General features: G+C 66.1%; 21 protein-coding genes and 1 pseudogene. 17 read left to right on the top strand and 5 right to left on the bottom strand.

From position 1 onward, the window contains the following. Together U1E69_RS19810 and U1E69_RS19805 are read left to right on the top strand one after the other, a co-directional pair. Positions 1-672: cation diffusion facilitator family transporter (locus U1E69_RS19810; protein ID WP_322246141.1), on the top strand; the 672-nt coding region annotated here is incomplete at its 5' end. A 60-nt stretch (positions 673-732) separates the two neighbouring features. Further along, positions 733-1,419, top strand: coding sequence for a glutathione S-transferase family protein (locus tag U1E69_RS19805; protein ID WP_008263197.1), 687 nt, complete (start codon positions 733-735; stop codon positions 1,417-1,419). Between the two features lie 89 nt (positions 1,420-1,508). Here the strand turns inward: U1E69_RS19805 and U1E69_RS19800 are convergent, their stop codons facing one another. Beyond that, entirely contained in the window at positions 1,509-1,844 is a 336-nt protein-coding gene (locus U1E69_RS19800; protein ID WP_008260920.1) for a GIY-YIG nuclease family protein, read from the bottom strand. Positions 1,845-1,902: 58 nt separating this feature from the next. On the opposite strand from U1E69_RS19800, the gene U1E69_RS19795 reads away from it, so the two are divergent. The 3 genes from U1E69_RS19795 to U1E69_RS19785 all read left to right on the top strand — a co-directional run bounded on the left by U1E69_RS19795 (position 1,903) and on the right by U1E69_RS19785 (position 4,697). Next, complete coding sequence (locus U1E69_RS19795) at positions 1,903-2,436, top strand: DUF2239 family protein (protein WP_008260572.1); 534 nt, start codon at positions 1,903-1,905, stop codon at positions 2,434-2,436. A gap of 56 nt (positions 2,437-2,492) precedes the next feature. Then, positions 2,493-3,581 carry a tRNA epoxyqueuosine(34) reductase QueG gene (gene queG, locus U1E69_RS19790; protein WP_322246140.1) on the top strand — a complete coding sequence of 363 codons (1,089 nt, stop codon included), beginning with the start codon at positions 2,493-2,495 and terminating at the stop codon, positions 3,579-3,581. Positions 3,582-3,761: 180 nt separating this feature from the next. Next, complete coding sequence (locus tag U1E69_RS19785) at positions 3,762-4,697, top strand: DMT family transporter (RefSeq protein ID WP_322246139.1); 936 nt, start codon at positions 3,762-3,764, stop codon at positions 4,695-4,697. On the opposite strand, the gene U1E69_RS19780 is transcribed toward U1E69_RS19785, so the two are convergent. Then, positions 4,672-5,340, bottom strand: a complete 669-nt coding sequence (locus U1E69_RS19780) for a thiamine diphosphokinase (protein WP_322246138.1) — start codon at positions 5,338-5,340, stop codon at positions 4,672-4,674. The two genes, U1E69_RS19785 and U1E69_RS19780, sit on opposite strands and share 26 nt — an antisense overlap. Positions 5,341-5,477: 137 nt before the next feature. Between U1E69_RS19780 and U1E69_RS19775 the strand changes: the two genes are divergently transcribed. After that, entirely contained in the window at positions 5,478-7,694 is a 2,217-nt protein-coding gene (locus U1E69_RS19775; RefSeq protein WP_322246137.1) for a hypothetical protein, read from the top strand. 59 nt (positions 7,695-7,753) lie between these two features. On the opposite strand, the gene U1E69_RS19770 is transcribed toward U1E69_RS19775, so the two are convergent. Together U1E69_RS19770 and U1E69_RS19765 are read right to left on the bottom strand one after the other, a co-directional pair. After that, on the bottom strand, positions 7,754-7,981 hold the full coding sequence (locus U1E69_RS19770) for a DUF2842 domain-containing protein (RefSeq protein ID WP_322246136.1): 228 nt from the start codon (positions 7,979-7,981) through the stop codon (positions 7,754-7,756). Between the two features lie 91 nt (positions 7,982-8,072). Continuing rightward, the gene (locus U1E69_RS19765) at positions 8,073-9,365 is read right to left on the bottom strand and encodes an adenylosuccinate synthase (protein ID WP_322246135.1); all 1,293 of its coding nucleotides are present in this window, start codon (positions 9,363-9,365) and stop codon (positions 8,073-8,075) included. 396 nt (positions 9,366-9,761) lie between these two features. Between U1E69_RS19765 and U1E69_RS19760 the strand changes: the two genes are divergently transcribed. From U1E69_RS19760 to U1E69_RS19740, 5 genes are all read left to right on the top strand, one after another. After that, positions 9,762-10,157, top strand: coding sequence for a DUF6524 family protein (locus U1E69_RS19760; RefSeq protein WP_322246134.1), 396 nt, complete (start codon positions 9,762-9,764; stop codon positions 10,155-10,157). Then, positions 10,150-10,536 carry a VOC family protein gene (locus U1E69_RS19755; protein ID WP_322246133.1) on the top strand — a complete coding sequence of 129 codons (387 nt, stop codon included), beginning with the start codon at positions 10,150-10,152 and terminating at the stop codon, positions 10,534-10,536. The genes U1E69_RS19760 and U1E69_RS19755 overlap by 8 nt, the downstream gene beginning before the upstream one ends. 119 nt (positions 10,537-10,655) lie before the next feature. After that, complete coding sequence (gene secG / locus U1E69_RS19750; RefSeq protein WP_322246132.1) at positions 10,656-11,060, top strand: preprotein translocase subunit SecG; 405 nt, start codon at positions 10,656-10,658, stop codon at positions 11,058-11,060. A 150-nt stretch (positions 11,061-11,210) separates the two neighbouring features. Next, positions 11,211-12,854 (top strand): CTP synthase, encoded by a 1,644-nt coding sequence (locus tag U1E69_RS19745; RefSeq protein ID WP_322246131.1) that lies wholly within the window; start codon positions 11,211-11,213, stop codon positions 12,852-12,854. Between the two features lie 21 nt (positions 12,855-12,875). Further along, the gene (locus U1E69_RS19740; RefSeq protein ID WP_322246130.1) at positions 12,876-13,433 is read left to right on the top strand and encodes a hypothetical protein; all 558 of its coding nucleotides are present in this window, start codon (positions 12,876-12,878) and stop codon (positions 13,431-13,433) included. Between the two features lie 155 nt (positions 13,434-13,588). Here the strand turns inward: U1E69_RS19740 and U1E69_RS19735 are convergent, their stop codons facing one another. Continuing rightward, positions 13,589-14,251 (bottom strand): TerC family protein, encoded by a 663-nt coding sequence (locus tag U1E69_RS19735; protein ID WP_322246129.1) that lies wholly within the window; start codon positions 14,249-14,251, stop codon positions 13,589-13,591. A 92-nt stretch (positions 14,252-14,343) separates the two neighbouring features. Between U1E69_RS19735 and rlmJ the strand changes: the two genes are divergently transcribed. The 6 genes and pseudogenes from rlmJ to U1E69_RS19705 form a co-directional block, all read left to right on the top strand. Beyond that, positions 14,344-15,141, top strand: a complete 798-nt coding sequence (gene rlmJ / locus U1E69_RS19730; RefSeq protein WP_322246128.1) for a 23S rRNA (adenine(2030)-N(6))-methyltransferase RlmJ — start codon at positions 14,344-14,346, stop codon at positions 15,139-15,141. A gap of 9 nt (positions 15,142-15,150) precedes the next feature. Further along, the gene (locus U1E69_RS19725; protein WP_322246127.1) at positions 15,151-15,585 is read left to right on the top strand and encodes a TerB family tellurite resistance protein; all 435 of its coding nucleotides are present in this window, start codon (positions 15,151-15,153) and stop codon (positions 15,583-15,585) included. Next, positions 15,582-16,349, top strand: a complete 768-nt coding sequence (locus tag U1E69_RS19720; RefSeq protein WP_322246126.1) for a phosphate/phosphite/phosphonate ABC transporter substrate-binding protein — start codon at positions 15,582-15,584, stop codon at positions 16,347-16,349. Before U1E69_RS19725 ends, U1E69_RS19720 begins: the two co-directional genes overlap by 4 nt. A 104-nt stretch (positions 16,350-16,453) precedes the next feature. After that, positions 16,454-17,236: an amino acid ABC transporter ATP-binding protein gene (locus U1E69_RS19715; protein WP_322246125.1), complete on the top strand. Its 783-nt coding sequence runs from the start codon at positions 16,454-16,456 to the stop codon at positions 17,234-17,236. Further along, positions 17,236-17,943 carry a substrate-binding periplasmic protein gene (locus U1E69_RS19710; RefSeq protein WP_322246124.1) on the top strand — a complete coding sequence of 236 codons (708 nt, stop codon included), beginning with the start codon at positions 17,236-17,238 and terminating at the stop codon, positions 17,941-17,943. Before U1E69_RS19715 ends, U1E69_RS19710 begins: the two co-directional genes overlap by 1 nt. Positions 17,944-17,979: 36 nt before the next feature. Then, positions 17,980-18,088, top strand: a pseudogene (locus tag U1E69_RS19705) (amino acid ABC transporter); the annotation flags it as partial.

The raw sequence follows: 18,088 nt of genomic DNA, 5'->3' as shown, positions 1-18,088 counted from the left end.
CCGCGCCCCGTCACCTCCGGCGGCTGGGCGACCGGGGTGGTGATCGTCTCCATCGCCATCACCGCCTGGCTGGTCTGGATGCAGACCCGGGCCCTTAAGAAGACCGGCTCCATGGCCGTCGCCGGTGATCGCGCCCACTACGCCGCCGACCTGGCCGCCAATCTGGTGGTGCTGATCGGGGTGATCTCGGGCGCCTTCCTGGGGGCGCCCGGCCTGGACGCCGCCGCCGGCCTGGTGGTCGCCGTCTGGCTGTTCTGGGGGGCGACCGGCATGCTGAAGGCCGCCGCCGACCATCTGCTGGACCGCGCCGTGCCCGAGACGGACCGCGCCGCCGTCATCCACGCCGTTCTCGCCGACCCGCGCATCTCAGGCGTCCACCAGTTGCGCACCCGCATGGCGGGCCAGGTGATGATGGTTCAGATGCACGTCGATCTGGACCCCGACCTGACGCTGGACGCCGCCCACGCCATCGTGGTGGAAGCCGAGACCCGGGTGCTCAGCCATTTTCCCGCCGCCGACATCCTGTTTCACGCCGATCCGCGCGGCCGGGTCTGCCCGCCCGCCGCCGACACGCCGCCGCATGCCGCTCCCGGCGCGTCGGTATCGACAGCTGCCGCCGAACCACGCACGGCCGCCCCCACGACCGCCCCGCCCAAAGGCCCCTGGTCCTGATCCTGTCCTGATCGCGATCCGGTAAATGGACATTAACGGGTGTCGGCGCATCAAACGGCGATGTCCGAGTCCACCGTCCTGTTCCATTTCGCCTTCCAGCCCGCCTCGCGCGCCGCGCGCCTGGCTCTGGGCGAGGCGCGTATCGAATGGACCGACACCCCGGTCCGACCGTGGGAGGACGACTGTCCGGTCAACGATTTCAACCCCTCGGGCCTGCCGCCTGTCGTCCAGACCACGGATCGCGGCCGCCCCCTGACCCTGTGCGAACTGCCCGCCGTCCTGGGCTGGATCGAGGATCAGCAGAAGGCCCCCCTGCTTCTGTCCGCCGACCCCGCCGAACGGGCCGAGGCGCGCCGCCTGACCGGCTGGTTCGAGCGCCGCTTCACCGATGAAGTCGACGCCGTCCTGCTGCATGAGCGGATGGAGAAACCCCTGCTCAAACTGGGCCCGCCCGAGGCCCGCGCCCTGCGCCACGGCCGCGACGCCCTGAAATCCCACCTCGCCATGCTGGAAGACCTGGTCGCCGCCCGCGACTGGCTGGCCGGCCGCCGCCTCAGCCAGGCCGACCTGATCGCCGCCGCACACCTGTCGGTGCTCGACTATTTCGGCGAGATTCAGTGGGCCAACTGGCCGTCGCTGAAGACCTGGTACTCCAAACTCAAATCCCGTCCCTGCTTCCGCCCCCTGCTGGCGGACAGGTTCGTCGGCGTGCCGCCCTCAGCCTGGTATGCGGACCTGGATTTCTGAAGCCTACCACCGCCTCTCCCTCCCCCACGGGGGAGGGCGGTCGCGCAGCGACCGGGTGGGGCCGGCAGAGCACAAGCGCACCGCCGCCCTTACAACGCCTCCGCACCCAACCGCGCGATCCACAGCTTCGCCCGGCTGACCAGTTCGTCCTTGCGACGAAGGTCCGAGATATCCTCCGGCAAGCGATCCAGCTGCTCGAAGCGGAAATCCTCGGGCGTGTGCGCCTTCCACGCCGCCTGAAGCGACCGGTACGGGCTGCCGCCGTGGCGCAGCGCGAACCACAGCCCGTTCTGTTCGGTGTCGATGTGGCGGCTCTTGCCGACCCAGACCTGGCCCGTCGCGCTGCAGATCACGGCATAGACCCCGGCGATGGTGGGCCGCTCCTTGTATGCGGCGATCAGGCTCTTGCGATTTGTCTGGGTCATGGCGCTCTCTTATTTATCCGGGTATAAACATGACAGCTAATTTTATCCGGGTAAATACATGAGCGACGAAGATCGCGATCTGGTGCTGTTCGACGGCCCCAACCGCATCGCCAGAGGCTCGGACGCCGCTGTCGTGGCCGCTTTCCGCAAGGCCCTGGCGGCCTCGCCTCAAGCCGCGCTGCGCGTGTTCGATCTGGCGACCGGCCGCCCGGTCGACCTGGACCTCCGCGAGGCAGAACCAGCTCCGGCTCCCAGGCGCGGCCGTCCGCGCCTGGGCGTCGCCGCACGCGAAGTCACGCTTCTACCTCGCCATTGGGACTGGCTGGCGGCCCAGCCCGGCGGCGCCTCGGCCGTCCTGCGTCGTCTGGTGGACCAGGCCCGCAAGACCGGCGCGGACGGCGACGCGCGACGTCGCCGCACCGAGGCCGCCTATGGGTTCATGGTCGAGATGGCCGGCGACGCCCCCGATTTCGAAGAGGCCAGCCGCGCCCTGTTCGCCGGCGACCGCGACCGGCTCGCCGCCCTGATCGCGCCGTGGCCCACGGACATCCAGGGCCAGATTCTGGAGTTGCTAGACGGCGAGGCCGCATAGACTCGACTCTCCCTCCCCCTGCGGGGGAGGGAGAAAACTATGCTATCCCCCGCCCCGTGTCCGATCGCCTGAAAACCTTCATCCGCCAGCGCGCGGCCGAGCTCGGCTTCGATGTCTGCCGCTTCGCCTCGGCGGCCGACGCCTGGCCGGCGGGCGAGCGGCTGCGTCATTTCGTGGACGAAGGCCGGCACGGCGACATGGAATGGATGGAAACGACGCTGGACCGCCGCCAGCACCCCACCGCCATGTGGGACGAGGCGAAAACCGCCATCGTCCTGGGCATGAACTACGGCCCCGACGACAATCCGCTGGACCAGTTGGCCGACCGTTCCGCCGCCTATATCTCGGTCTATGCGCGGGGCGACGACTATCACGAGGTTATCAAGGGTCGGCTGAAACAGCTGGCGGGCCAGATCGCGGCCCGCAACGGCGCCGACATCAAGGTCTTCGTCGACACCGCCCCCCTGATGGAAAAGCCCCTGGCCCAGCGCGCCGGACTGGGCTGGCAGGGCAAACACACCAATCTGCTCAGCCGCACCCACGGCAACTGGCTGTTCCTGGGCACGATCCTGACCGCCGCCGAGATCGAACCGGACGCGGCCGAGACCGAACACTGCGGCCGTTGCACCGCCTGTCTGGACGCCTGTCCGACCAAGGCCTTCCCCGCCCCGTTCCAGCTCGACGCCCGGCGCTGCCTGTCCTACCTGACCATCGAGTTCGCCGATCCCTGGCCGGTCGAGTTCCGCACCCTGACCGGCTCGCGCATCTATGGCTGCGACGACTGTCTGGCCGTCTGTCCGTGGAACAAGTTCGCCCAGGAAGCCCGCGAAATCCGGCTGGCGCCCCGCCCCGCCTTCAACAGCCCGCGCCTGGCCGACCTGCTGGCGCTGGACGACGCCGCCTTCCGCGCCCTGTTCACCAAGAGCCCGGTCAAGGGGCTGGTCCAGGTGCCCTGCATCGAACGGAACGGCCTTGGCGCCATAAAGGCGGTCTCGGCCGCCTCCCTTTCCTTGCGCGGCGACGGCCAGCACCTCGTCTCCCTCGACGTCTGCATCGAGACGATGCGCCAAACGGGGCGCGACATGCACGAGAAATACAAGGAAACCTCGCTCGGCGGCCTTGCCGTCAACGTCCCCAACTGCTGACACGCCTTTCACATTGGACCAAATATCCCCGCCGGAGGCCGCCCGAGCCCTTTTGCGTCCTTCACGCAAAAGGGCGAGACAAAAGACTTGCGCGTCAGCGCTCTATCTGAAAAGCGCCCCGACCCGGGCGATGTCGCTTTCAGGCAGGCACCCGCCCCCGCCACAGGCTAGCCCTGTCGCATGACCCGCGACACCACCCTCCAGGGCGTCATCCTGATGCTCGCCTTCTGCGTGATCGCGCCCTTGCTGGACGTCGGCGCCAAACTTGCCGCCGAAAACGGCGTGCCGGTGGGCCAGGTCACCACCGCCCGCTTCGTCGTGCAGACCGCGCTGATGCTGCCCGTCGTCCTTTTGATGCGCCTCTCCGTCCGCCTGGACCGCAAGGCGCTCGGCTACACCACCCTGCGCGCCGCCCTCCTCCTTGTGTCCACCTATGCCTTCGTCTCGGGCATCCAGGTCATGCCGATCGCCGATGCCCTCGCCATCGTCTTCGTCGAGCCGTTCATCCTTCTCCTCCTCGGTCGCCTGATCTTCGGCGACCAGGTCGGCCCCCGCCGCATCGCCGCCTGTGTCGTCGGCTTCTGCGGCGCGCTTCTGGTGATCCAGCCCTCGCTCGCCGCCTTCGGGCTGGTCGCGCTCTGGCCCCTGGCGACGGCCGTCCTCTTCGCGCTTTACATGCTGGTCACCCGGTCGATCTCCAGCTGGATGCACCCCGTCACCATGCAGTTCCACACCTCATGGACCGGCCTTCTCCTCTGCCTGCCGGTGATGGTGCTGGCCGACGGCTCCGGCATCCCCTCTCTGGACCCGATCTGGCCGCAGGGCTGGAACTGGATGTGGCTCTTCATGGTCGGCTTCTGGGCCGCAGTCAGTCACATGTGCATGACCTACGCGCTGAAATTCGCCCCCTCGGCGACCCTTGCCCCTCTCCACTATTTCGAGATCGTGACCGCCGTGATCCTGGGCTATCTGATCTTCGACGACTTCCCCAATGCCATGACCTGGGCCGGGATCGCCGTCATCGTCTCGTCCGGCCTCTACATCATCCACCGCGAGCGTCTGGCCGCCCGCGCCAAGCGTCAGACCGCGGTCACGGTGCTTCCCGAAGCGCTCTGATCGCGGCATCCAGCCTGCGGCGGGGCAGGATCACCAGCATCCCGGTCCGGTCGAACTCCAGCACCACCCGCCGCGCCATCGCCCGGTTCGAGGTGCCGATCATCCCGTCGGGCGCGAAACTGATTCCCTCGATCGGCCACTCCAGCCCCGCGCTGCGCCCCGTGACCGGCGCCATCGGAAACAATGACACAGCCTCTCCCGGCGTGACGGCGACCTCCAGCCGGCTGGGGGCAGCGAAGGCCACATCCTGCGGCCCGATCAGGATGCAGCGCCGGTCCGACCGCGCAATCAGCGTGGAAAACGCCGCCAGCCCGTGGTCCAGTCGCGCCCCCGCAAACCCCAGCGCCAGGATCAGCGGCGCGTCGATCGACCGCAGCGCCTTGTCAAAGTCGGTTGTCACCTGCTCGGCCACAAGATACTGGCGTTCAACGGGAATTTTCGCCCGCGCCGCAGCCGAGATCGAATCCATGTCCCCGATCACCGCGTGCGGCACGACGCCGAACCGCAGCAACCGGTCCGCCCCGCTGTCGGCCGCCACCGCCAGGGGCGCGCGGGCCAGTGCAAGCGTCAGGTCGCGCGCTGAAAACGGACCCCCACCGGCCAGTGTTACACCGTGGGTTGACTGGACAATCGGCGAATTCATGTAAGACTGTATCCAATTAAGGCAGGATTTCCGAGGGCCGGCCACAATCAATCCATCAAATTACCCCCGTCTGTCCATGCATTAGGACCGTCTGAAGGTAGTATGTAGTAGCGAGCAAGGCGAAAGGCTGTCCAGCGATGACCAGTGAAAGCAAGATCCTGACCGTTTCATACGGGACCTTCAGCTGCACGCTGGAGGGGTTCGACAATCCTTTCGACACGATGAAGGCGATTGCCGAATACTTCCGCGACCTTGCCGCGCAGGATCGCCACTTCGGGGCCGAACCGCCGCCACCGGATGCCGCCATGCTGCACCGCCTGGCAGAACGTGAGGTGTCGCGCCTTGCCGCCAGCAAGCTGGACGATGCCGCCCGCCTCAAGACCGCTGAAGAAGGTCCGGCCCCGCGCATCCAGATCAACCCGGTCCTGCGCCGTGCCGCCCCCCTGGTCGAGCCCGAGCCGCAGCAGGCTGAAGCGCCCGAGCCGTCGCTGACCGACGTGATTCCGGACGGCGTCGCCGCCAAGCTGGCCCGCATCCGCCGCGCCGTGAACCCTTCGGTCCCACTGGCCGAAGCGCCGTTCCGCGCCGATCCCGAAATCTCGGCCCCCGTCGCACCTCCTGTCCAGGATGACGCGGCCGACGTGGCCTTTGCCGAAAACAGCCAGACTGACGCAGGCGACGTTGCTGCGCGCCTCGGTGCGCTGATTTCATCCGAGCCGGTGCCCACGGAAGCGGCGGAAGAGGCTGTCGTCTTCGCGGCTGATGAGACCGATCTCCGGACCAGCGACGCCCTCGGCGCCGAGACGGCTGAAGACGAAGCCTTCGCCGAAGAGGCGCGCTTTGTTGACGCCGACGCCGAACCGACGACGGCCTTTGCAGCAGACGATGATGTGCTGGCAGACGATGCCCCGCTTCCGGTCGAGCTGGAAGAAGACCTGGTCGCCGCCGAACCTGCCGCCGAACCTGCCGCCGAACTTGCCGTCGAAGCCGACGCGCTGTCGCTGGCGGACGACCTGGACGACGCTGCGTTGGCAGAGTTTTCGGACCATGCGGTCGAAACCGACTTCACCAGCGAAGATGTCGCCTTGCTGGCCCAGCTTGACGGCACCGTCTTTGACGAGGTCAGTCTGGCCGAAGCCCTGGACGAAACCTTGCCGGAAGATCAGCCCGCCGCGCTGGACATGGCTGACGCCGCCCTGCAGGACCCGCTCCCGGAAGCCGTCACCCCCGAAACCCTCACTCTGGATGCTGCGGCGGACGCCCTTCCCGAAGACCTTGCCGGCGACGTCGCCTTTGCGCCCGCACCGGAAGCGTCTGATGACCAGCCCGGCAAGTCCGGTGCCCGCACGCGCCGGGTCAACTCCCGCGTCGTGCGCATCCATCCCAGCCAGGATGTCCGTGATGCCAGCGCCACCCGGGTTCTTGACCAGACCGAAGAGGCCAGCGAAGTCGCGCGCCTGATGCAGCAGGCCGACGAGGTCATGGCCGACGTCGAAAATCGCCGCCGTCACGATGCGCTGTCGCGCCTGAAGGCCGCCGTCGTCGCGACCGAGGCCGACCGTGCCGACATCGACTACGAGGCACCGAAGGCCGACGCCAACCTCGACCCCTATCGTGACGACCTGGCCGAGGCGATCCAGCCCACGCCTGCGCCCGAGCCGCAGCCCGAAGCGGAGGTGAAGCCCACCCGCCGCAAGTCGGTGTCGATCCGCCCGGCCACCGAGCCGCGCCCCGGAACGATCCGTCCCGGCATGATCAGCCCGCCGCCGCTGGTCCTGGTCTCGGAACAACGCATCGACCGGGTCGGACCTGCCGCCATGCCGGCGCCTGCTCCGGCCGCCGCCCCGCCGTCGGCACCCAGTGCCCCGGGGATTGGCCCCTCGGACGGCCAGCCGATGGTTGCCTTGCGCACCGGACGCCTGTCGGGCGCAATCGGTGCGGGGGCGGCTGTTGCCAGCTCTGGTCTTCCCGCCCGCAACCTTGTCCTGGAAAAACCGTCCTACGGCACCGCCGCCGAGACCGAAGAGGATGAGGATCTGGCCGAGGACGCCAAGGAAATCAACGAAGCGGGCCTTGCTTCCTTTGCCGAGATGGTGGGCGCGCGCTCGATGGCCGAGATGCTGGAAGCCGCCGCCGCCTATGCCACCTGCGTCGAGAACCGCAGCCAGTTCACCCGGCCGCAGCTGATGCGCCGGATGATGGCCAGCGCGGGTGGCAAGCCGGTCAGCCGCGAGGACGGGTTGCGCAGCTTCGGCACGCTTCTGCGCACCGGCCGGATCGAGAAGGTGACGCGCGGCCACTACAGCCTGGCCGAAACCTCGCCCTACCTGGCCGAGGCCCGCCGCCTGTCCTGAGCGTTTCGTGACGCCCTTTCAGCAGCGTCAGACGGATGGGCCCGGCCCGTCCGTTTTTGCTAATCTGGCTTTTCCTCATCCGGGTCCGCCTGACCGATGCCGCGGAAGACGAACCGGAACGGCAAAGCCCAGAGAAAGCCCAAAAGGACATAGACCGTCAGTTCCACCAGAACCGAGGGCCGCTCGAACAGGTCGATGACATTCACCGCCGCCACGACGTAAAGCGGCAACCCGATCAGCAGGATCACCAGCGCCCAGCGCCTGCGGGCCTTGTAGCTTAGCGCCATCTCGTCTCTCCCCGCACCGCTCCTCGCTTCCTTCGGTCGCTCCTCGCCTGCCCAGCGAAGAGCGAGCGAAGCGACACGATGAGCCTTGCCGTCAGTCCGCGAAGGGATCGGTGACCAGGATCGTGTCGTCCCGTTCGGGAGAGGTGGACAGTAGTGCGACCGGGCACTGGATCAACTCCTCGATCCGCCGCACGTACTTGATCGCGGCCCCCGGAAGTTCCGCCCAGCTGCGCGCACCGGCGGTGGTCTCGGACCAGCCTTCCAGCACTTCATAGATCGGCGTGCAGCGCGCCTGTTCGTCCGCCGCGATGGGCAGGTAGTCCATCCGCTTGCCGTCCAGTTCGTAGGCCACACAGATCTTCAGCGTCTTGAACCCGTCCAGCACATCCAGCTTGGTCAGCGCGATCCCTGACACGCCAGAGGTCGCACAGGTCTGCCGCACCAAGACCGCATCGAACCAGCCGCAGCGCCGCTTGCGCCCCGTCACGGTGCCGAACTCATGCCCGCGCTCGCCCAGGCGTTCGCCATCCGCGTCGAACAGTTCCGCCGGGAACGGCCCTTCGCCGACGCGGGTCGTATAGGCCTTCACGATCCCCAGCACGAAGTCGATGGCCGTCGGCCCCACCCCCGTGCCCGTCGCCGCCTGTCCCGCGATGGTGTTGGAACTGGTCACATAGGGATAGGTCCCGTAGTCGATGTCCAGAAGCGACCCCTGCGCGCCCTCGAACAGGATGCGTTTCCCCGCACGCCGCGCCTCGTTCAGCACCTTCCAGACCGGACCGGCATAGGGCCTGATCTTCGGCGCGATCTCCAAGAGCGACGCCTTCAGCGCCGCGGCATCCACCGGCTCCAGCCCAAGGCCCGCGCGCAGGGCGTTGTGGTGGGTCAGAAGACGCCCGATCCGGGTATCCAGCGTCGCCTCGTCGAACAGGTCCGCCACGCGAATGGCCCGGCGACCGACCTTGTCCTCATAGGCCGGCCCGATCCCGCGCCCCGTGGTGCCGATCTTGGCGACCGTGGTCTGCGCCTCGCGGCCCCGGTCCAGCTCGCCGTGGATCGGCAGGATCAGGCTCGCGTTCTCGGCCAGCATCAGGTTTTCGGGAGAAATCGCCACCCCCTGGCCGCGCAGCTTCTCGATCTCGGCCACCAAATGCCAGGGATCAACCACCACGCCGTTGCCGATGACCGACAGCTTGCCGCCCCGCACGATGCCAGAGGGCAAGAGCGACAGCTTGTAGACCGTGTTCCCGATGACCAAGGTATGCCCGGCGTTGTGCCCGCCCTGGAACCGCGCGATCACGTCGGCGCGCTCGGACAGCCAGTCGACCAGCTTGCCCTTGCCTTCATCGCCCCACTGGGCACCCACCACGACGACGTTGGCCATTCATTCCCCCGAGTCACGTGTCAAACCACGCGGGGTATAGCGGCGCCCATCAGCGGTGGAAACCGGCAAATTCAATGACCGGGATGGCGGTGCAAGGCAGGGTTTCAGTCCGGTGTGTCGAAGGCAGCAGGCCCGGCGGCACCAGTGGGCGGCAATACCGCGACATGAAAGGTCGACAGATCGCCGGGAAAGCTGTCCAACCGGCTGGCCGGAATCTCGCCATTTAGCTGCCATCCAGGCTTTTGCGGACAAGACGTGCGGTGTTGAGGACCGTGCGCCGCGCCCGACCCAGGGCCAAGCGTCGGATAGCGGGCGCGGCCACAGCCCTTGACGGGCTGGACAACAGGCCCTGCATTTGTCACCCCTTGGCGCAGGGACCTTACAGGGAACGGCATCATGGGCATCCTTCTGCGCTGGCTTGGCGCCTTTCTGCTTCTGGCCGCGATCTTCAACCCGACGTCCTGGAACTATGTCTCCTGGGCGCGCGAGGCCTGGGGGCAGCAGACACCGCTGGTGGTGTTCCTTGGCCTGATCCTGGGCGTCATCGCGATGATCTACCTTGTGGCCACCCTGCGCTCGATCGGAATTCTCGGCTCGATCGTCATTGCCGCCATCTTTGCCGCCGGCATCTGGGTGCTGACCGACTGGGGGCTTCTTGGCCTCGACAACTCGGCGGTGAACATCTGGCTTGGGCTTCTGGTCCTGTCGCTGATCCTTGGCATCGGCATGTCCTGGTCGATCCTGCGCCAGCGCCTGTCCGGCCAGCAGACCACGGACGAGGTCGATGGCTGACACCTTCCTCTATCTCACCCTCGGCACGAACGACCTTGCCCGCGCGGCCCGCTTCTACGACGCGGCTCTTGCGCCGCTGGGGCTGATCCGCCGTGCGACCGAGGCGACCGAAGTCGGCTACGGCCTGCCCGCCGACCACCGCACCAGGCTTTGGGTCACGCTGCCCTTCGACGGCAAGGCCGCCACGGTCGGCAACGGCTCGATGCCCGCGCTGGTCGCCTCAAGCCAGCAGGCGGTGCGCGACTTCCACAGCGCCGCCCTGGCCCACGGCGGCACGGATGAAGGCGCGCCAGGCCTGCGCCCCTACGGCCCCGCCTTCTTCGCCGCCTATGTCCGCGACCCCGACGGCAACAAGCTCTCCGCCGTCCACGAAGGCTGACCGTGCGTCCCTCTTTGCCCCCATATCCCTGCCCAAGGCACCGCCCCCGCCACCGGACGAGACCCTTGCGCCCCGCCCCCCTTCCGCCTAGATAGGCGCGTCAGCGTTCGGGAAGCCCAATGGAAAACGTCATCCTCACCATCCACCTGATCCTCGCGCTCCTCCTGATCGGCGTGGTGCTTCTGCAGCGCTCCGAAGGCGGTGGGCTCGGCATTGGCGGCGGTGGTGGCGGGACCATGTCGGCCCGTGGCGCGGCCACGGCGATGACGAAACTGACCTGGCTGTTTGCGGTCTGCTTCATCATCACGTCCATCACGCTGACCATCCTTGCGACCCGCGGCGGCGAAGGTGGCTCTGTCGTGGACAGCGCCGCCACCGACACCACGACCGAGGCCCCGGCTGCCGACCTTCCGGCCACCGGCGGCGGTCTTGCCGGCACTGACCTGACCCTGCCCGGCACTGCGTCCGACGCCCCCGTCACTCCGCCCCGCGCGGATGAGCCGGCGCCGGCCACCACCCCCTGATCTACAACAGATTGCCCCGATCCCAGGCAACGCCCGCATGATCTAGCGGACCGGGCGTTGCTAACCCTTGCGGGAGTCGCTATACCTCGACTCCCGTGGTGCCGCGATTCCACCCTACCCGAATCGCCGTCTAAATCACGGGAGTCCGCCTTGGCGCGTTACATCTTCATCACCGGCGGCGTCGTGTCCTCCCTCGGCAAGGGCCTTGCCTCCGCTGCATTGGGCGCGCTTCTGCAGGCCCGCGGCTACACAGTCCGCCTGCGCAAGCTGGACCCCTACCTCAACGTCGACCCCGGCACGATGTCGCCCTTCGAACACGGTGAAGTCTTCGTCACCGACGACGGGGCCGAGACCGACCTTGACCTTGGCCATTACGAACGCTTCACCGGCGTCCATGCCCGTACGACCGACAGCATCTCGTCAGGCCGCATCTATTCCAACGTGCTGGAGAAGGAACGCCGTGGCGACTACCTCGGCAAGACCATCCAGGTCATCCCCCACGTCACCAACGAAATCAAGGACTTCCTTCGGATCGGCGACGGTGAGGTTGACTTCATGCTGTGCGAGATCGGCGGCACCGTCGGCGACATCGAAGGCCTGCCGTTCTTCGAAGCGATCCGCCAGTTCATCCACGAACGCCCGCGCGGCCAGTCGATCCTGATGCATTTGACGCTCTTGCCCTACCTCGCGGCCTCGGGCGAACTGAAAACCAAACCCACCCAACACAGCGTCAAGGAACTCCAGTCCATCGGCCTTGCCCCCGACGTCCTTGTCTGCCGGTCAGAACACCCGATCCCCGACCGTGAGCGGGAAAAGATCGCCCTTTTCTGCAACGTCCGCAAAGAGCACGTGATCCCGGCCTATGACCTGAAGACGATCTACCAGGCCCCGCTCGCCTACCACCACGCAGGGTTGGACCAGGCAGTCCTTGACGCCTTCGGCATCACGCCCGCCCCGAAACCCAACCTCGCCCGTTGGGAGGACGTCATGGACCGCATGACCCACCCCGAAGGCGAAGTCCGCGTCGCCATCGTCGGCAAGTACACCCAGCTGGAAGACGCCTACAAATCCATCGCCGAGGCGCTGACCCACGGCGGCATGGCGAACCGGACGAAAGTCCGCGCCGAATGGATCGACGCCGAGATTTTCGAACGTGAAGACCCCGCGCCTTACCTGCAGAATTTCCACGCCATCCTCGTTCCCGGCGGCTTTGGCGAACGTGGCACCGAAGGCAAGATCCGCGCCGCCACCTTCGCGCGCGAAAAGAAGATCCCCTACCTTGGCATCTGCCTGGGCATGCAGATGGCCGTGATCGAGGCCAGCCGCAACCTGGTGGGACTGAAGGATGCCGGGTCCGAGGAGTTCGACCACGAAGCCGGCGCCAAACGCTTCACCCCCGTCGTCTACCACCTGAAAGAATGGGTCCAGGGCAACCACACCGTGACCCGCAAGGCGACCGACGCCAAGGGCGGCACCATGCGCCTTGGGGCCTATACGGCGAACCTCAAGGAAGGCTCCGCCGTGGCCCGCATCTACGGGACCACCGTGATCGAGGAACGCCACCGCCACCGCTATGAGGTTGACATCCAGTACCGCGACCAACTGGAAAAGTGCGGCCTGATCTTCTCGGGCATGTCGCCCGACGGCAAGCTGCCCGAAATCGTCGAGGTCAAGGACCACCCCTGGTTCATCGGCGTCCAGTTCCACCCGGAATTGAAGTCGAAACCCTTCGCGCCGCACCCGCTGTTCGCGGATTTCGTGCGGGCGGCGGTTGAGGTGAGCCGGTTGGTGTAAAATAGTTAATCTGAGGTAACATTGGAAAACAATTTGGAAAACACTTGGAAGCCGCTGGTATCCGAGGTTCTTCCAGATCAGTTTCTGTTTGATCTCGGCGCTTATCTTCAGACGTGCGCGCATATCGAAACGACGGCCTGTGATTTTATCTGCGCCGTTGAAGGAGTCCGGCCAGATTCACAGGCCTGGAGGAAGAGATTTAGCGCGCTCCGGAAGATGACGATTTCAGACCTGCTACCCGTTCTCCGAAAAAGTGCGGGTCGGTTGCCAGAGCCTCTTCCCAGTCAATTCTTTGACTTTGTTGACTGGATCAAGGAATATTCTCGTAACAGACACATTGCAGTACATGGAGCTTTCTACACATCGAAATCTCCCGGGAAACTGAGAGTCATATATACTCACAAAGTGAAGTCCTCTGTTGGAACTGAGTTTCATCAGGATGAAACTGAACTGGATCGGAAATCTGCGCTTGAAATTTTGCACGATGCCGACCGAGTTTTGCGCACACTCGCCGGTCTTGTCGCCGCAATTGATCGAGGTGAAGTTACGATGATGCCTCAGGGCGATAGCCAAAGGTGAAGGCCCTCGTGCGACCGTCTGCTTCGAGGTGGACACTCCCGCAGTATGCAATTTGCTAAGGCATTTACTGCCTTTGCCCCCATTAAACACCCTGCAAAAGCCCACAGCCAAGCTGTTGATCTTTTCTAACGGCACGACAACGCCGACCAGCGTGGTCAGCCCAGCGCGCCCATGAGGACCGGCTCCACCTCATGCCAGCCTTCCCACATCATCTTCAGCGCGACGTAGAGGATGATCAGCAGGCCGATATAGGCGATCCAGCGGTACTTGTTCAGCAGGTTCGCGATGAAGCTTGCGGCAAGGCCCATCATCGCGATCGACAGGATCAACCCGATGATCAGCACGGTCGGGTGGTCCTTCGCCGCCCCGGCCACCGCCAGCACGTTGTCAAGGCTCATCGACACGTCCGCCACCACGATCTGCGTGGCGGCCTGGGCGAAGGTCTTCCTCGGCGCGTCGTCCGCGATGGCTCCGTCCTTGTCGATGTCGGCGTTTGCCAGGGCCTCGACAGCCTCGATGTCGTGCTGGTGCGCCCCTGCGCGCAGCTCCTGCCACATCTTCCAGCAGACCCACAGAAGAAGGATGCCACCGGCCAGAAGCAGCCCGACGATTTCCAGAAGTTGGGTGGTGACCAGAGCAAAGCCGATCCGCATGACAGTGGCGGCCGCGATGCCGACCAGAATCGCCTTTGCCCGCTGGTCTTTCGGCAGGCCCGCGGCGGCAAGGCCGATCACGATGGCATTGTCGCCCGCCAGGACCAGGTCGATGCCGATGACCTGCATGAGGGCGATCATGCCCTCGTAGGTGAAGATTTCCATGACTGTCCCAATCGGTTTTTACCGGTGCTACGCCTACAACGCGGCGGGTTCAACCCGGTTGCAGCGGGCCTTTGGGGCGGGTAGGCAGGGTTATGCTGTCCTACCAACACCTCTATCATGCCGGGAACCTGGCCGACGTGCAAAAGCACGCCGTGCTGGCCTGGGTGCTGGATTACCTGACCCGCAAGGACAAGCCGCTGACCTATATCGAGACGCACGCCGGGCGCGGGGTCTATGATCTGGGGGCGGATCAGGCAGTGAAGACCGGCGAGGCCGCGGCGGGCATCGCGCTTGCCGAGGCGCTTTTTTCGCCCAACCACCCCTACCGGCAACGGCTGGAGGAAGCGCGGGCCGCCTATGGTCCGATGGCCTATCCGGGCTCTCCCCTGATCGCGGCACTGGGGCTGCGCGAGACCGACAGCTTGCACCTGGCCGAGCTGCACCCGCAGGAAGTCGCCCACCTGAAGGCCGAGGCGAAGGACTGGGGCGCTCACGTCTACCAGCAGGACGGGTTCGAACTGGCGCTGGCACTGACGCCCCCCACGCCTCGGCGCGGGGTGATGCTGATCGACCCCTCGTACGAGGTGAAGGCGGACTACGAGGCGATCCCGCGCCACATGGCCAACATCCACCGCAAGTGGAATGTGGGCATCCTGATCCTGTGGTATCCTATCCTGAAAGGCGCTGCGCATATCCCCATGCTGCGCGCATTGGAGACGGCCTTCCCGGACGGCCTCCGCCACGAGGTCCGTTTCCCCCCGGCACGCGACGGGCACCGGATGGAGGGGTCGGGTCTTTTCATCGTGAACCCGCCCTACGGTCTGGACGAAGAGGTGAAGGCGCTCACATCCCGCTTCACACGGCTTTCCAAGGCCGCCCCGAAGCCCTAGGTTCTGCCCATGATCGATCTTCTCCGCCGTCTTCTGGCCCCCGAACCCGCCCGCCTGCCCGAACCCGACGCTCAGCTGGCGCTGGCGACGCTTCTGGTGCGCATTGCCCGCACCGATGGGCTTTACGCCGTCGAGGAGGTCGAGCGGATCGACCGCGTGCTGTCGCGCCGCTATGGGTTGGACCCCTTTGCCACGGCCAAGCTGCGGACCGAGGCCGAGGCGGTGGAGGGCGAAGCGCCGGACACCGTTCGGTTCACCCGCGCGCTGAAGGACGCGGTTCCGCTGGAGGACCGGGCCGAGCTGATGACCGCCCTTTGGTCGGTCGCCCTGGCCGATGGCCTGCGCGAGGCGCATGAGGACCGGCTGATGCGGCTGGTGGCGAACCTGCTGGGGCTGACGGATGTGGAATCGGCGCTGGCACGGCAGAAAGCCGAACTGGAATGATCGCAAGCCTTGGGATGTATGATTTCGGGGCCGCCCAGGCCGCGAATGACCGGCTTTGGGCACTGATACGGACGGGCTTGCGCGGGCGCGGGATCGATGCTCCCGACGCTTTGACGCGGGGCGAAGAGGCCTATTGGGACGCCTGGCAGTCGCCGGACCTGATCCTGTCGCAGACCTGCGGCTATCCGTTCCGGGCGCGGCTGCACGGCAAGGTGACCTATGTCGGCACCCCGGATTACGGCGTCGAAGGTTGCGCGCAGGGGCACTACCGGTCGGTCTTCGTCGCCCGCGCCGATGATCCGCGCGAAAGCCTGGCCGACTTTGACGGCGCGCGGTTCGCCTACAACGAACCCTTGTCGCAATCCGGGTGGGCCGCGCCTCAGGTCCACGCGGCAAAGCTGGGCATCCGGTTGGCACCGACACTGCAGACCGGCGGGCATCGTCTGTCGGCATTGGCCGTGGTCGAGGGTCAGGCCGACATCGCAGCACTGGACGCGGTGACATATGCCCTGATGCAGGACGGTGGTCTTGCGGCTGGTCTGCGCGTCATCGGCGTGACCGACCCTACCCCTGGACTGCCCTTCATCACGGCCACCGGCCGCGACCCCGGTCCGGTCTTCGATGCGGTCGGCGAGGCCATCGCGGCGCTGGCGGCACCGGATCGTGCGGTCCTGCACCTGAAGGGCCTGGTGCGGATCGCGGCGAAGGATTACCTCGCCGTGCCCAATCCGCCGTCACCCGGGCAGATTGCCGCGCCGATCTGATCAAATCACCAGCGCAGCAAGCCGCAAGTGCCCAAATCGCCGTTGCATTGCTGCAAAATCTGCGTCCTACTCGGCTCCCAAACCGCTTCCAGACTTGGAACACCATGCCCGACCCAGCCACCGACACCCCAGTCATCGACATTCGCGACCTGCACAAAAGCTATGGTCCGCTTGAGGTGCTGAAAGGCGTCGACCTGGTCGCGCCGCGCGGGCATGTGGTGTCGCTGATCGGCTCCTCCGGGTCAGGGAAATCGACGCTTCTGCGCTGCTGCAACCTTCTGGAGGAAAGCCAGCAGGGCGAAATCCTCTTCGAGGGTGAGGCCGTACGCTGGAAGGGCGAAGGGCACAACCGCCATCCCGCCGACCGCGATCAGGTGACGCGCATCCGGACGAACCTGTCGATGGTGTTCCAGCAGTTCAACCTCTGGTCCCATCTGACCATCCTGCAGAACGTGATGGAGGCCCCGGTTCAGGTGCTGAAGCGCGACCCCAAGGAGGTCGAGGAGAAGGCCCGCCACTACCTTGCCAAGGTGGGCATCGTCGAAAAGTGCGACGCCTGGCCCGCGCAGCTTTCGGGCGGCCAGCAGCAGCGTGCCGCCATCGCGCGGGCGCTGTGCATGGAACCCCGGGCGCTTCTGTTCGATGAACCCACCAGTGCGCTGGACCCCGAGCTGGAGCAGGAGGTTGTCCGCGTCATCAAGGCGCTGGCCGACGAAGGCCGCACGATGCTTCTGGTCACGCATGACATGAAGCTGGCGGCCGACACCTCGGACCACGTGATCTTCCTGCACAAGGGCAGGATCGAGGAACAGGGTCCACCGGAAAGCCTGTTCGGCAGTCCCCGCAGCGAGCGTCTGCGGGGGTTCCTGTCGGCGACGGCAGCCTGATGTCCTGCGTCGGCGCGATTGCTGCGGCCGTGACCGGGCTGGTCCTGGCCTCGTCCGAGCCGATCACCATCGGCACGGACGCGCCCTTTCCGGAATACACCTATGTCGATGCCGCGGGCACGATCACCGGTTACGAGCGGGACCTGATGGACCAGATCTGCACCCGCGCCGCACTGCGTTGCGACTGGGAGTTGGCGAATTTCGACCAGTTGATCCCGGGCGTGATGTCGGGGCGTTTCGACGTGGTGCTGGGCGGAATGGCGGTGACGGAAGAACGCCGGGCGCTGGTGGATTTCACCCAGTCCTACCACGGCACCGACCCCGAGGAATGGTACATCGGCCCACCCGGCGCGCCTGCGCCCTCGGCCGCGCTGGTGGGGGTGCAGTCGGGCACCGTGCACGAGGCGCATCTGCGCCAGATGGGCTATCGCTACACCGTCTTTCCGACCGAACCACAGGTGCTCAAGGCGCTTGCCGATGGTCAGGTCGATCTGGCTCTTGGTCCGTTTCAGACGCGGTCCGACATCCAGGACTTCGTCGCGGCGCAGGGCCTCGACTACCTTTATTCCGAGATGATCCCCGATGACGGCGTGGCAATGGCCGTCTGCAAGGGCAACACCGACCTTCTGGACACGCTGAATGGCGCCCTCGACGCGATGCGTCGCGACGGAACGCTTGCAAGCCTGGAAGCACGCTGGTTCGAATGAACCATTCCTCCATCCGACGTTAAGGGAGACACAAGGATGAAAAGACTGCTGATCGCGACCGCTCTGGCCACCATCGCCGGCGCGGCTTCTGCCCAGGACATCGTGCGCCTGGGGACCGAGGGCGCCTACCCGCCCTACAACTTCA

The organism is Tabrizicola sp. (genome assembly GCF_034366665.1).
GTDB lineage: Bacteria > Pseudomonadota > Alphaproteobacteria > Rhodobacterales > Rhodobacteraceae > Tabrizicola.
This window is presented reverse-complemented; position numbering and strand designations above follow the sequence as displayed.